The organism is Bifidobacterium sp. (assembly GCF_050874245.1).
In the GTDB taxonomy this organism is placed as follows: Bacteria; Actinomycetota; Actinomycetes; order Actinomycetales; family Bifidobacteriaceae; genus Bifidobacterium.
In genome coordinates this window covers 42368-56532 of record NZ_JBNMKH010000002.1, presented here as the reverse complement: position 1 = coordinate 56532, position 14165 = coordinate 42368, and the positions used below count along the sequence as shown (strand labels likewise).

Genomic DNA, 14165 nt, shown 5'->3' with positions numbered 1-14165 from the left:
GCGAACAGAGCCCACAATCAGTTGAAGCCGACCACGTGTTCCGCGACGAAATATCCCTTGCGAATCACAAATCGTCCGACCGACCCGTGCAGATTCAGCGCGCGTGACATCGCCTTCTTGCGGACGTCCTTGTAGATCGTGGGCGAATATTCCTTGATATCCGCCCACAGGGCCTTCTTCTTCTCGTAATTCGCCGGGTCGCGCGACAAGATCATGAACACGCTTGCCACGGAGCTTTCGATCGCCAGAAAATGAATCATGTAGCGGTACAGGCCGTCCGGCACCGTGCCGCGTTCGGGGGTGGCGCGCACCATGCACTGGTTGACGAGACGCAGCTGGTCCACGCGGCGGATCATCACGTCCGTCTGCACGCTCTGCCCGTCACGTCCGATGAAATAGTGGTAGAACGGCGTGTCCAGATATTGCAGCGACTTGACCCACGGGAACGGCTGATACGCGTAGATGAAGTCCACGTAGAACGTGTGTTCCGGCAGCTGCATCTTCGATTCACGCACCACGGCCGTCCGGTAGACCAGCGCGTGCATGAGGATGTATTCGGTCAGTCCGAAATGCCCCAGATCATCCCAGGTGAGCCGTTTTCCGGGCTCCATGGCATGGCGGAAGCTCACCACGTGCTTGTTGCGTTTGCCCACCTTGTCGTACACGTAGTTGGTGACGAGCATGTCGAGCGGGTCGTCCTTGCCGACCTCGTCGCGCAGCACGGCCAGAACCTGTTCCAGCGATTCGGGACCGACCCAATCGTCCGCATCCACGACCTTCACATACATGCCGCTTGCAGCCGCGATGCCGGTGTTGACCGCGCCGCCGTGGCCTTTGTTCTCCTGATGGATCGCGCGCACGATTCCCGGATTGCGAGCTTCGAATTTCCGCGCCATTTCCAGCGTGCCGTCGGACGAGCCGTCGTCCACGATCAGCACTTCGATGTCGTCGTTGCGCTTCGCCGCGATCAACGATTCGACGCACCGTTCCAGGTATTCCGTCATGTTGTACGCGGGCACCACGAAGGTGAGCGTCTTCTTCTCCTGCATATTCTTCCTCGTATCGGGCTCGTGCCGGTCGTTTTGGCTCGGCGCTGTGCCATGTTGGCCGTGCGGAGGGCCGAGGCTGGTCCGTCCGTGCCGGTCAAAGCGTAACGGAAACTAACGTAGCACCATGTGCGCTTCCGGGGAATGGTTTCGCGCACAAACGGCACCCTGAAATACGCAATCTGCACCTGAATTTTCCCTGAGGGTCATCTCAGGTGACATTGCGTCAGTTTTCGTCAACGTTTGGCTGCTGTTGTTGTTCTTGCGATTGTGCGGGTTCGTCCGTTTCGTCGTTGTCGCGGTTGTCTGGGTTGTCTGGGTTGTCCGGCTGGCTTGGGGCGCTCTGCGATTTCGCGGCTTTCCGTTCCCGCTTCGCGTTTTCCTTCGCTTTTTTCGCGGCCTGTTTTTCCGCGGCGCGTACGGTCTTCTCGTTTTCGTAGCGCAGTTCCGGCTTGGCTTCCATGCGGCTCAGACCGTACCATGCCAGATTCACGATGTGCGCGGCGAGCTGTTCCTTGCTGAGCTTGCGTTGGTCGGCCCAGTATTGGCAGGTGTATACGGTCATGCCGATGAGCATCTGCGCGTAATACGGCACGCCCTTGGCCGGCAGGTGCTGGCGTTTGAACGATTCGGTGAGGATGTCCTCCACGCGGACCGAGATGTCTCCGAGCAGGGAGTTGAACGAGCTGGACGGGTCGGTTTTCGGCGAATCGCGGGTGAGCACGCGGAATCCGTCTGCGTTCTCCTCCACATAGGTGAGCAGTGCGAGGGCGGTGCGTTCCACGATTTGCCGCGGGTGCGCGTTCGGGTCGGACAGCGCGTTGATGAGGGTGTCGGTGAGCGTTCGCATTTCGCGATCCACTATCACGGCGTACAGGCCTTCCTTGCCTCCGAAATGCTCGTACACGATGGGTTTCGAGACTTTGGCGGTGGCGGCGATCTCCTCCACGCTCACCGCTTCGAAACCTTCGGCCGCGAACAGCGATCGACCGATTTCGATGAGCTGCTCGCGCCTCTGATACGACGTCATCCTGGATGTATTGGCCATGCTGTCCAGTTTTTCACGTCCCGTGGATAGCCCCGCTTCCACTCTCGCTTCATGTCTCCGGCTCCCGGATTCATATCCCGCCTCCCAACGATGTCCGATTCTGCAGAATCGGACACATGGAGTACAAAACCAACCCTTGAATGTCCGTTTCTGCAGAATCGGACATCTGGACTGCAGAATTCGGCTCTTGGATGTCCGATTTTCCAGAATCGGACGTTTGCGATACCTGATTAGGCGCTTTTGTGTCCGTTTCTGGAGAATCGGACGCTCGTGGGAAGGATGGAAGGATGGGTGTGGGATGGACGGCGGTGTGTCCGTTGCGCTTTTTAGGCTGGAGCCATGGATACGAATGTGATTATTGCGATTGTTGTGGCCGTGGTCGTCATCGCGGCCATCGTCGTCGGCGTATGGTGGTTCGGCAAGGCTTCCAAGCGGTCCGTGGAACGGGCCACCGACGAGGCTGTGGCCAAGGGCGGCGTGCAGCTCGCCACCGAAGACACCAAGCACGTCGGCAACGCCGATGCCGAGCAAACCTCGAAGGCCGAAGCGAACGCATCGCCAGCCGCTGAAACCGCCAAAACCGCCGAATCGGCGGCTTCCGAAACGCAGCGGTCGCCCGAATCCCCGACGGCACCCGCAGCTGAAGAACCGGCATCGAAAGCAGCCATCGAAACCCCCGAAGCGGCCGGGTCCCGCATGCAGCGTCTCAAGGCGCGCCTGTCCAAGTCCGGCAACCCGTTCGGCAAGGCCCTGTTCAATATCCTCGCCAAGGACCAGCTCTCCGAAGCCGACTGGGAGGACGTCGAAGATACCCTCCTGCTCGCCGACGTCGGTGCGGAAGCCAGCGAGCAGCTCGTCGAGGAACTGCGCAACGACGCCCGTATCGCCGGCCAATCCGACCCGGCCGAAGTGCGCGCCGCGCTGAAGGACAAGCTCCTGAAGCTCGTCGGCACCGACGTCGACCGCCGTCTCAACGCCGACAAGGAAGGCGCGAACAAGCCGAGCGTCATCATCATGGTCGGTGTGAATGGCACCGGCAAGACCACCACCGCGGGCAAGCTTTCCCGTCTGCTCGTTTCCGAAGGCAAGCAGGTCATGCTGGGCGCGGCCGACACGTTCCGCGCCGCCGCCGCCGATCAGCTGGAGACCTGGGGCGACAAGATGGGCGTGCCGGTCGTGCGCTCCGACAAGGACGGCGCCGACCCGGCCTCCGTGGCGTTCGAAGCCAGTGCCAAGGCCAAGGAGGCGAACGCCGACGTGCTCATCATCGACACCGCCGGCCGTCTGCAGAACAAGGCCAACCTGATGGACGAGCTCGGCAAGATTCGCCGCGTCACCGAAAAGAACCTGCCCGTGGACGAAGTGCTGCTCGTGCTCGATGCCACCACCGGCCAGAACGGCATGACGCAGGCCAAGGTGTTCGCCGAGGCTATTGGCATCACCGGCGTGGTGCTGTCCAAGCTCGACGGCTCCGCCAAGGGCGGCATCGTGATCTCCGTGCAGAAGGAGCTGGGCGTCCCCGTCAAGCTCGTCGGTCTGGGCGAAGGTCCGGATGACCTTGCCCCGTTCGATCCGGAAGGCTTCGTCGACGGCATCCTTGCCTGACCCGCCTCATCCCATAGCATCGCGCCTCCCAATCTCGGGAGGCGTTTTTATTGCGTTATTGCAATCTCGAATGTCCGATTCTCCAGAATCGGACAAATAAACTACTTCGAACCACGCTTGAATGTCCGATTCCGCAGAAACGGACACCTGACATACGAATTTCGCACCCTAAATGTCCGATTCTGGGGAAACGGACATTTAGGACCTTGATTTTGGCGTATGAATGTCCGATTCTGGAGAATCGGACAAACAAGGCTCCGATTTGGTACTTCAGATGTCCGATTCTGGAGAATCGGACATTCGGTGTGGCGATTACTCCGCGGATACGGTTTCGGCGGCTTCAACAGCTTCGGCCGCATCACCAGTTTCGGCAGCTTCAGCGCTATCCGCAGCACCCACCCCCGGCACTCTGCGGATCGTCAGCTTCAATAGCAGCGGCGCGACCAGCGTGACCAGCGAGATGATGAAGATGATTGTCGAATAGTATTCGCTGCCGAGCACATGCTCGTTGAATCCGATTTGCGCGGTGATCAGCGCCATTTCGCCGCGCGGTACCATGCCCGCGCCGATCATCAGCGCCGACGCTCCACCGAAGCCGGCCATGCGTCCGCCCAGCCCGCAGCCGACGATCTTGGTGATTACGCCGAGAATCGTCATAATCACAATGAAGACAATCATCTTCGGATCGTCCACGCCCGTGGTCTGCAAGCCGATGCCCACGAAGAACACCGGCACGAACAACGTGTCGCCGACCGGCTCGATGTACCGGTCCGTCTCTTCGGCGTAATCGCTGTTGCTGACCGCGATGCCGGCGAAGAACGCGCCCACCGCGTAGCTCAGTCCGGCCAGATTCGACGCCCACGCCATCGCAAGGCAGATGATGATCGCCATCACCGCGATGCCGGAAGGCGCCTTCAGCACGCCTGCCAACGTCATCAGCGCCGGCGCCACCCAGACCACCACCACGACGGCCGCCACGAAGAACAGCACCTGCTTCAGGAGGATCATGCCGAGTCCGGCCACGTCCACGCTACCGGTGTTGACGAGCGTGCACATCACGGACAGCAGGATCACGCCGATCACGTCGTCCGCCACAGCCGCGCCGAGGATGGACACGCCCTCCTTGGAATCCAGCAGCCCGGCCTCCTTGAGCACCGCCACGGAGATCGACACGGACGTGGCGGAGAACACCACGCCGATGAACGCCGCCGGAATCGGCTTGAACCCGAACAGCAGGCTCACTCCGCCCATCACGGCCACGGGGAACACCACGCCCATGCACGCGATGATGATCGCGGCTTTCGAATACTTCTTCAGCAGCTGCAGATCACAGCCGACACCGCCCAGGAACATCAGGATGATGATGCCGAGGTCGCTGAACAGCGACAGCGAATCGCTCATATGCAGCACGTTCAGCAGCGCCGGTCCGACGAGGATGCCGACGAGGATCTGCCCGATCACTTCCGGTAGCTGCACCTTCCGGCAGATCAGTCCGGAGACCGTGGTCAGCATCAGAATGGCGCATAGTGAAATGATGAACGTTGCCATAATCCTCGTCGCTCTCTCGTCCCGCACACCGCGCGTATCGTGCGCAGCGTATTGCGCACGCCGCATGCGCCGCGCGTCCCGTAGGTTTTCTGCATTCAACTTACTCCGACCTCGCCCTTCGTCCGTCGCCGCAATTTCATATTGCGATTGTCGGACGGCCATGTCTTGGTCGTTGCCGTGTAGTCCGTTTCGTTGGATTTCCGGCATTCCGCGACTTTAATCGACGTTTTTCTCACATGCCGTTACGTCGCCGTAACACGTCGTAACGTTTTCAAAACGCGGCCGGCGTTCCATATCGTTCTGTCAGCCCCACACGATGGGGCGGGAAATGTGAATCAAAGACAGAGTAAGTAAGAAAGAGGAGGGTGACATGGGCCAGCTTGATTCTGGAAATGCCGCGTGGATATTGACTTCCGCGTCCCTTGTGTTCCTCATGACGCCTGGTGTGGCGTTCTTCTACGGCGGCATGGTCCGCGCCAAGGCTGTATTGAACATGATGATCATGGAGGCGGCCGCATTGTCCGTCACGATGATCATCTGGGTGCTGTGGGGTTGGTCGATCGCCTACGCCGGCACTTCGGTCGGAGGCATCTTCGGTGATCCGGCGACCGGCTTCCTGCTGAAGGACACCATGGTTTCCGACAATGGCGTATACACATCGGCCGCGCTGAACAGCAACCACTATCCGGTGAGCATCGACGTGGCATTCCAGGCCGCGTTCGCCATGATCACCGTCGCGTTGATCTGCGGCGCCATCGCTGAGCGCGTGAAGTACAGCACGTGGATGATCTTCGTGGCACTGTGGATCACGTTCGATTACGCTCCGCTCGCGCATATGGTGTGGAACGGCGGCCTGCTGTCCGCCGACGGCGCGATCTCCCAGGCCATCGGCGCCCAGGCGCACGATTTCGCAGGTGGCACGGTTGTCCATATCAACGCTGCAGTCGCCGCGTTGATCATCGTGCTCATCATCGGCAAGCGTAAGGGCTTCGGCACGCAGCCGTTCCGCCCGCACAATGTTCCGTTCGTCATGCTCGGCGCCTTCCTGCTGTGGTTCGGCTGGTTCGGCTTCAACGCAGGTTCCGCCTTCGCCGCCAACGGTACCGCCGGCTACGCGTGGGTCTCCACTTCCGCCGCTACCGCCGCGGCAATGCTTTCTTGGGGCTTCACCGAGAAGATCCGCACCGGCCATTACACCGCGATGGGTGCCGCTTCGGGCATCGTCGCCGGTCTGGTCGCCATCACCCCGGCCGCCGATGTGGTCTCCCCGCTGTGGGCCATCGTGATGGGCGCCATCGCTGGCGTGCTCACCTGCCTGGCCTGCGGCCTGAAGTTCAAGCTCGGCTACGACGACTCCCTTGATGTGGTCGGCGTCCATGGCGTCGGCGGCTTCACCGGCACCGTGCTCATCGGCTTCTTCGGCGAGGGCACCGGCCTGTTCGCAGGCGGCAACTGGCGTCAGCTGGTCGTCCAGCTGGTCGTCGCTCTCGTGGCCATCGTCTGGTCCGCGGTCATCACCGGCATCATCGCCTTCGCTCTGGAGAAGACGATTGGTTGGCGCGTCACCGAGGCTCAGGAGGTCGGTGGCATCGATTTGGCCGACCAGGGCGAGCGCGCTTACGATTTTGCTGGTACCGCCAGCTCCGTCCTCAAGGAGGTGAAGTGAGATGAAGCTCATTACCGCTATCATCCAGCCCCATAAACTCGACGATGTCAAGGAAGCCCTCGCAGCCGCGGGCGTGCACGGCTTGACCGTGTCCGAGGCCAACGGCTATGGTCGTCAGCGCGGCCACACCGAGGTCTACCGTGGCGCCGAATACACCGTGGATCTCATTCCGAAGATCCGCATCGAGGTGCTGTCCGATGACGCCGATGCCGAAACGCTGGTCGGCGTGATCGTCAAGTCCGCCGGCTCCGGCACCATCGGCGACGGCAAGGTCTGGGTGGCTCCGCTTGATTCGGTGACCCGCGTGCGCACCGGCGAAACCGGTTCCGCCGCCATCTGATTCGATTCCGTTTTCGATTTCGATTCGGACGGCTTTTAATACCCCCGGGCTTCAAGGTTCGGGTTATCAATAGGACGATCCCCGTACGTGCTTCGCGCCGTGCGGGGATTTCCATAGGTTCGTCTTTTCCGGGATGCTTTCCGGGTTGCTTTCCCGGACGTTTTTCCGATTTTCAATGCGTCGGTTTTCGTAAGGAACGTGCGTTATGGCTTCAGCGGTCGAAGGTCTCAAGAAACGGTTCATGGCTATGAGCCAGCCCGATAAGGACGGTGTTTACCGCGATGGCGCGGCGAAACGCGAGGCCCGTACGCGGTTGGCCATGGATAGTCTGAAACGGCTATGGGAGGAGGCCTGCGAGGAGGTTTCCTTCGAGGTTCCGTCTTCCGGCATCGGGCTCGGCGCGGTTGGCTCGCTGGCCCGTGGCCAGGTCGGCCCCAGCTCCGATTTGGATTTGGTGGTCATCTACGAGCCACATGCGGTGAACGACCGGCAGCTCAACGAGCTCGCCAACAAATTGTGGTATCCGATTTGGGATTCCGGCCTCGATCTCGACCAGTCGGTGCGCACCGTCGCGCAATGCGAGGCCGTCACCGACCGTGACCTGCCCGCCGCGATGGGCTGGCTGGATGTGGTGCCGATCGCGGGGGACATGCGGCTGATCGCGGATACGGCCACCTCCATATTGGAACGGTGGCGCAAGGCCGCCCGCAAGCGTCTGCCGGAGCTGCTCGGCTCCGCGAAGTCGCGTCTCGACGAATTCGGACGCATGGCCTACATCAACCAGCCGGACATCAAGGAGGCGCGCGGCGGTCTGCGCGATGCCGTGCTCGTCTCCGCGCTCGCCGCATCCTGGCTTGCCGACCGTCCGCACGGCACGTACGACGATGCCGTCGAACGTTTGCTGGACGTGCGCGACTGCATCCATTTGGTCGCGGACAAGGACACGAATCTGCTGCTGTCGCCGTACCAGGCGAAGGTCGCGGCGATGCTCGGTCTGTCCGATCCGACACTGCCCGAAGGTGAGCGTGAGGCGCAGTCGATTGACGATTTGCAGACGCTGCTGGCCCGCGTTGGCCGACAGATCGCGTTCTCCCTTGATTCCACCGCGTCTCGCGCCGAGCATTCGCTGACGCATGACAAGCCGCGTTTCGCCTTCTTCCAGGTGTTCCAGCCGCGTGGCGGCGGTAAGCGGCAAGCGCCGACCTTCGATGTGATCGCGCCCGGCGTCGCCAGGCATGAGGAGGAGATCGTCCTCGCACCGGGCATGGATCCGACCGAAGATCCGAATCTCGTGCTGCGCGTCGCCGTCGCGGCCGCGGAGTTCGGCCTGCCGATAGCTCCGGGAACGTTGCAAAATCTGCGGAAGTGCCCGGTCGGCGACCGCAATTGGACGGCGGAATCACGTGAATTGTTCGTACGATTGCTGGCCACGGGGCCCGCGTTGCTGGATGTGTGGGAGGACATCGATTTCATCGACGTGCCGGGCAAGCTCATCCCCGAATGGTTGGGTGTGCGCAATCGGCCGAGCGCGTCGGCCGCGCACCGGTACACGATCGACAGGCATATGGTGGAGGTCGTCACCCGCCTCGGCCGTGAGACGCCCAGCGGCGGGCGCTATGACGACCGGCATTACGAGGCGTTGCTGCTTGCCGGCATTCTGCACGACATCGGCAAGCGGCCGGGTGTGCGCGACCATGCGGCGGAGGGCGCGCGGCATGCGACCGTCATCGTGGAGCGCATGGGCTTCGACCGCGACATCGTCCGTTGGGTCACATTGCTGGTGCGCGAGCATCTGACGCTATCCGAATTCGCGACCGGCAGCAATCCCAATGATCCCAATGTCGGCGACGATCTGGCGGGGCGGCTCGACCATGATCCCGTGCTGCTGGACATGCTCTTCGACCTGACCCGCGCCGATGGTTCCTCGCTGGGCGCCACATCCGGCGAGGCCATTTCCAAGCAGTATGGCTGGAGCAGGTGGCGGGAGACGCTGGTGCGCACCATGTACAACGCCACCCGTTACCACATGTGAGCTTCCCGGTGGGGTCTGCGCGCTCAGCCGTCTCCGCGTCTCGAATGTTCCGACGCTCATCCTCGTCTACCGTGATTTTGTCGGCAGTCAGCGAAAAGTGGGGAACATATCACCTTGCGTTCACTTCGGCAAATCGAAATATGGGGATTTTCCCACCAAACGGAAAATGTCCCCAAGTTGTCCACTTGGTTATCCCCACTCTGTGGAAAAGTCGGAACGTTTTCCACACGGTTATCCCCAATATGTGGATAACTCGGCTTTTTTCAAGTTTCTTATCCACAACGGGGCCTTCCGCGCGTGTCGTGGATTGGTGAAATGTCCCGATGCGGAGATTCATCCACAATCGCGGGGCCATGTCGGACGTGACGACGTGTACGGTATTATGGTTTTCTTTTGTATTAAAAAATTTCGGTCGATTTCCTCGGTCGATTTTGCGTTTGGAGAGATATGGCGGAGAACGATTCGTGGGGCAACGATTTGGTGCAGAACCATGGTTTTTCGGTCGCCGGAAACGGCATGAGCGGACGTCCGGGACAGCCGGTCCGCGACGCCATCTTCGATCGTGTGCCGCCGCATGACGACGACGCCGAAATGGCGGTGCTCGGCGGCATGCTGATGAGCAAGGACGCCATCGGCGAAGTGTCGCAGATGATCGACGTGACCGATTTCTACCAGCCGCGCAACCAGACCGTGTACGAGGCGATCATCAAGCTGTTCGCCGCCTCCCAGCCGGTCGATGCCGTGCTCGTGGCCAACGAGCTGCTTTCCGAAGGCAACCTGGAGAAGGTGGGCGGATCCGACTACCTGCACAGTCTGGTGGCTTCGGTGCCGACGGCCGCCAATGCCACGTTCTACGCCGACATCGTCCATCAGCGCGCCATCCTGCGCAACGTGATCGCCGCCGGAACCAAGATTGCCCAGCTTGGCTATACCGCCGAAGGCTCTCAGGCCGAGGACGTCGTCAACCTCGCCCAGGCCGAGGTGTACGAGATGTCCACCGGCAAGGTGCGCCAGGACTACGCGCCGATCGGCAGTGTCATCACCGAGACGCTCGACCAGATCGACCGTCTGCAGAGCGGCGAGGTGGCCAAAGGCGTGCCGACGGGCTTCCGTGACATCGACGAGGTGACGCAGGGTCTGCAGCCCGGCCAGATGATCGTCGTGGCGGGCCGTCCGGCCATGGGTAAGTCCACGCTCGGCGTGGATTTCGCGCGTTCCGCCGCGCTGCATCACAATATGACGTCCATCATCTTCAGCTTGGAAATGAGCAAGACCGAACTGGCGCAACGTATCATCGCGGCCGAGGCCAATATTCCGCTCTCCGTCATGCGCCGCGCCGAGGACATCACCCCTGAGCGTTGGGCCGTCCTGAACGAGTTGCAGGACAAGTTGCAGAATGCGCCGCTGTTCATCGACGACAGCCCGAACATGAGCCTGATGGAGATTCGTGCGAAGTGCCGCCGACTCAAGCAGACGAACGATCTGAAACTCGTCGTCATCGACTACCTGCAGCTCATGACCTCCGGCAAGGCCGTGGAAAGCCGTCAGCAGGAGGTGTCCGAATTCTCCCGCGCGCTGAAGCTGCTCGCCAAGGAGCTTGAGGTGCCGGTGGTGGCACTGAGCCAGCTGAACCGTGGTCCGGAAATGCGTCAGGATAAGAAGCCGCAGTTGGCCGATCTGCGTGAATCCGGTTCGATCGAACAGGACGCCGATGTGGTGTTCCTGGTGCACCGTCCGGACGCCTACGATAAGGAGGACCGTCCGGGCGAGGCCGACATCATCATGGCGAAGCATCGTAACGGTCCTACCGAAACGTTCAATCTGGCATTCCTTGGCGCCTATTCGAAGTTCAAGGACATGCCCCAGGATTACCAGTCCCAGCAGGAGATGGTGTGATATGGCTTGGAATTCCTTCGCAACGCCCCTGATCGGCAAAGCCGTCCGCGCTGCCTCCCGCCTGGCGCACGGCGGCGGCAGCGCGTTCCCCGGCAAAATCGTGGAACGCATCGACCCGGACTTCCTTTCGCGCACGCTGGCGCAACTGCCGCTCGGCGTGGTGCTCGTCTCCGGCACGAACGGCAAGACCACCACCACCCGCATGGTGGCCAGCATGCTCGAATCGCTCGGATTGAAGGTCTTCACCAATCCGACCGGCTCGAACTTCACCCGAGGTGTGGTCTCGTCGCTGCTCGCCGAAGTCTCACTTTCTGGCAAACTCGACGCCGACATCGCGGTATTGGAGCTCGACGAGGCGTACGCCGTGCATTTCGTACGCCAGGTGAAACCCGATTACTGCCTGCTGCTCAACGTGATGCGCGACCAACTTGACCGTTTCGGCGAGATCGACAACACCGCGCGCCTGCTGAGCAAAGCGGCCGAAGCGACCACCGGAACCGTTGTGCTCAACCGCGAGGATCCTCGTATCGCCCGGCTTGCGGACGTCGTCGACACCGAAGACGGTGTGGAAGTGCGATATTTCGGCCTCGACGAATCGCTGCGCGGCTTCTTCCCGTCGGACGACGACATGCGCACCACCGTCGACGCGGAATCGCAGGAAGCCGGCACGGCGGACGATACGCAGGACGCTGCGGAATCGCAGGAAAGCCCGGAAAATGGCGGGAATACCGTCGATTCGGCCAATCGTACGGCCGACGTGCTGCCCGCCGATGTGACATTGCGTTCCGTGGGCGACCATCGTGCCAGCTTCGTCATCGATGGTGAGACGTACGAGACGACCGTCAAGCTGGAAGGTGTCTACAACCTGTACAACGCGGCCGCCGCGCTCGCCGTGGTGCGTGCGGTCGTGGCGGACGCGCAGGCCATGTTCCTGCCGTTCGAAGAGGCGCTCGCCGAAGCCTCCGCATCCGATTCGGCCGGCAAATCCGATGCGGCCGGCGCGAATGGCGTGGCCGGCCAGAGCGACCAGGCCGCCGCGAACGCGATCCTGCGCCAAGCTGGAGTCTCGCCGCGCATGATCGCCTTCGCGCATGCCACCACGCAGGCCATGATCGACGCGGCCGGCGAGGTCACCCCGGCGTTCGGCCGCGGCGAGGTCATCACCGTGAACGGCTCGCCCGTGGAACTGCTGCTGGTCAAGAATCCGATGGGATTCCGCCTGTCCCTGGCCTCGTTCAAGCCAGAAGGCTGCGACACCATGATCTGCATCAACGACGAATACGCCGACGGCCGCGACATGAGCTGGCTGTGGGACGTGGACTTCACCTCGCTGCGCGGCACCGGCGTCAAAGCGGTGTCCGGCGTGCGCGCGTGGGACATGGCCCTGCGCCTCGAATACGACCAGGTGCCCGTCGAACAGGTGAGCACCGACCTGGAGGAAACGGTCATGGCGTTCGTGAACGCGGACCCCGGCACCCCCAAACACATCTACTGCACGTACACCGCCATGCTGAAAACGCGTGCCGCGCTGGCCAAAATCGCCGACGTGGCCGACGCCGGCGTGGGCAAGTGAGACGCGGCGAAGGAGAACGAGGAGACGATATGGGCCAGGTCATCGACATCGTGTCGCTGTATCCGAAGGACATGAACATCTACGGCGATTCCGGCAACGTGCTCACCATCCGGCGCCGTCTCGCGCTGTACGGCTACGAGCCGCGCGTGCACGCCTACAACCAGGGCTGCGACTGGCCCGAGCACGTCGACATGATTTTGGGCGGCGGCGGGCAGGACACCGGCCAGAAGAAGATCATCGGCGATTTCTTCCAGCGCGCCGATTTGCTGCGATCGCTGGCGGCGGACGGCGTGCCGATGCTCATGATCTGCGGCCTGTACCAGCTGTTCGGCGAGTATTTCGAAACGGTGGACGGCTCCCGTCTCGACGGCATCGGCGTGATCGGCGCATACACGGTGGGGCGTGAGACGCGCATGATCGGCAATCTCACGGAACATTCCACCGATTTCGGCGACATCATCGGCTACGAGAACCATTCCGGACAGACGTTCCTGCGCGACGGCGTCCAGCCGCTCGGCACGGTCGACGCGGACGGCACCGGCAACAACGGCGAGGACCATACGGAAGGCGCACGCGTGAACAACGTGATCGGCACGTACATGCACGGCTCGTTGCTGCCGAAGAACCCCGCGGTCGCCGACTTCCTGATCCGCACCGCCGTGGAACGCCGTTACGGTACGTTCGACCCGGCCTCGGCCGGTCAGACGGACGGGCAGCGCGCCGAATTGCGTCGCATCGACGCCACCGCCGACCGCGCCCGCCGCGTGGCCATGTCCCGTCCGCGCTGAACGGGCGGAAAACCATCCCGTATTCCGCCAATCGCCATGCGATTGACCGGTTTTGCCTCCCGCATATGTGTGGCATTTGCGATACAGTAGGTACCACCATCACCTAAAGGAGGACATCATGGCTGATATTAATTTTGGTGACGGCCTGCGCAAGGTTTTTCTCGCCGGCATCGGTGCTTTGGCGACCACTGTTGAGAAGAGCCAGGAAATCGTCGACGACCTCGTCAAGAAGGGCGAACTGACCGTCGAGCAAGGCAAGGCCCTCAACGCCGAACTCAAGCATAAGGTCGAAGAGGCCAAGGAGACCTCCGAAACCAAGAGCGAAGCCGCTCCGGCCGCAACCGAAGACAAGGCCGAATAAGGCAAACGCCTCGTATCGCCGTCTGCAGCGCATTCCAGCGCCCGGACGGCGATTTGTTATGCCCACCATGCCCATGCGCCGATCACCCAGTCGAATCCCAACCGCCAGTCGAATCCCAACCGTTTGCGAGCAGTGATATGTCTTTGAAATCGTCACCAGACAAGCCGGACGCGGCACGTCCCGAAAGCGTCGAGCCGGTCACACTGTCCGACAGGGTCAACGCGGTCATCAACCCGTCCGCCGACCCTTCGCCGGACGCAGC

The 14165-nt window shown here is 61.7% G+C and carries 11 protein-coding genes; 8 read left to right on the top strand and 3 right to left on the bottom strand.

Annotation, left to right across the window (positions count from 1 at the left end):
- Positions 1-17: 17 nt before the first annotated feature.
- Together ACR0P8_RS00570 and ACR0P8_RS00565 are read right to left on the bottom strand one after the other, a co-directional pair.
- On the bottom strand, positions 18-1049 hold the full coding sequence (locus tag ACR0P8_RS00570) for a glycosyltransferase family 2 protein (RefSeq protein WP_432622663.1): 1032 nt from the start codon (positions 1047-1049) through the stop codon (positions 18-20).
- A 223-nt stretch (positions 1050-1272) separates the two neighbouring features.
- Positions 1273-2094 carry a TetR/AcrR family transcriptional regulator gene (locus tag ACR0P8_RS00565; protein ID WP_432622661.1) on the bottom strand — a complete coding sequence of 274 codons (822 nt, stop codon included), beginning with the start codon at positions 2092-2094 and terminating at the stop codon, positions 1273-1275.
- A 339-nt stretch (positions 2095-2433) separates the two neighbouring features.
- On the opposite strand from ACR0P8_RS00565, the gene ftsY reads away from it, so the two are divergent.
- Positions 2434-3699, top strand: a complete 1266-nt coding sequence (gene ftsY / locus ACR0P8_RS00560; protein ID WP_432622659.1) for a signal recognition particle-docking protein FtsY — start codon at positions 2434-2436, stop codon at positions 3697-3699.
- A 312-nt stretch (positions 3700-4011) separates the two neighbouring features.
- On the opposite strand, the gene ACR0P8_RS00555 is transcribed toward ftsY, so the two are convergent.
- Positions 4012-5247 (bottom strand): cation:proton antiporter, encoded by a 1236-nt coding sequence (locus tag ACR0P8_RS00555; RefSeq protein WP_432622657.1) that lies wholly within the window; start codon positions 5245-5247, stop codon positions 4012-4014.
- Between the two features lie 370 nt (positions 5248-5617).
- On the opposite strand from ACR0P8_RS00555, the gene ACR0P8_RS00550 reads away from it, so the two are divergent.
- From ACR0P8_RS00550 to ACR0P8_RS00520, 7 genes are all read left to right on the top strand, one after another.
- Positions 5618-6913: an ammonium transporter gene (locus ACR0P8_RS00550; RefSeq protein WP_432622655.1), complete on the top strand. Its 1296-nt coding sequence runs from the start codon at positions 5618-5620 to the stop codon at positions 6911-6913.
- A 1-nt stretch (position 6914) separates the two neighbouring features.
- The gene (locus ACR0P8_RS00545; RefSeq protein WP_003807443.1) at positions 6915-7253 is read left to right on the top strand and encodes a P-II family nitrogen regulator; all 339 of its coding nucleotides are present in this window, start codon (positions 6915-6917) and stop codon (positions 7251-7253) included.
- Between the two features lie 205 nt (positions 7254-7458).
- Entirely contained in the window at positions 7459-9285 is a 1827-nt protein-coding gene (locus ACR0P8_RS00540; RefSeq protein ID WP_432622652.1) for a nucleotidyltransferase domain-containing protein, read from the top strand.
- Positions 9286-9732: 447 nt separating this feature from the next.
- Positions 9733-11181: a replicative DNA helicase gene (gene dnaB, locus ACR0P8_RS00535; protein WP_432622650.1), complete on the top strand. Its 1449-nt coding sequence runs from the start codon at positions 9733-9735 to the stop codon at positions 11179-11181.
- Position 11182: 1 nt separating this feature from the next.
- A complete protein-coding gene (locus ACR0P8_RS00530) occupies positions 11183-12754 on the top strand; it encodes a MurT ligase domain-containing protein (protein ID WP_432622648.1) in 1572 nt (523 codons plus the stop codon).
- Between the two features lie 29 nt (positions 12755-12783).
- On the top strand, positions 12784-13542 hold the full coding sequence (locus ACR0P8_RS00525; RefSeq protein ID WP_432622646.1) for a type 1 glutamine amidotransferase: 759 nt from the start codon (positions 12784-12786) through the stop codon (positions 13540-13542).
- A gap of 118 nt (positions 13543-13660) precedes the next feature.
- Positions 13661-13903, top strand: coding sequence for a phasin family protein (locus ACR0P8_RS00520; RefSeq protein ID WP_432622644.1), 243 nt, complete (start codon positions 13661-13663; stop codon positions 13901-13903).
- The last annotated feature ends 262 nt before the right edge of the window (positions 13904-14165 follow it).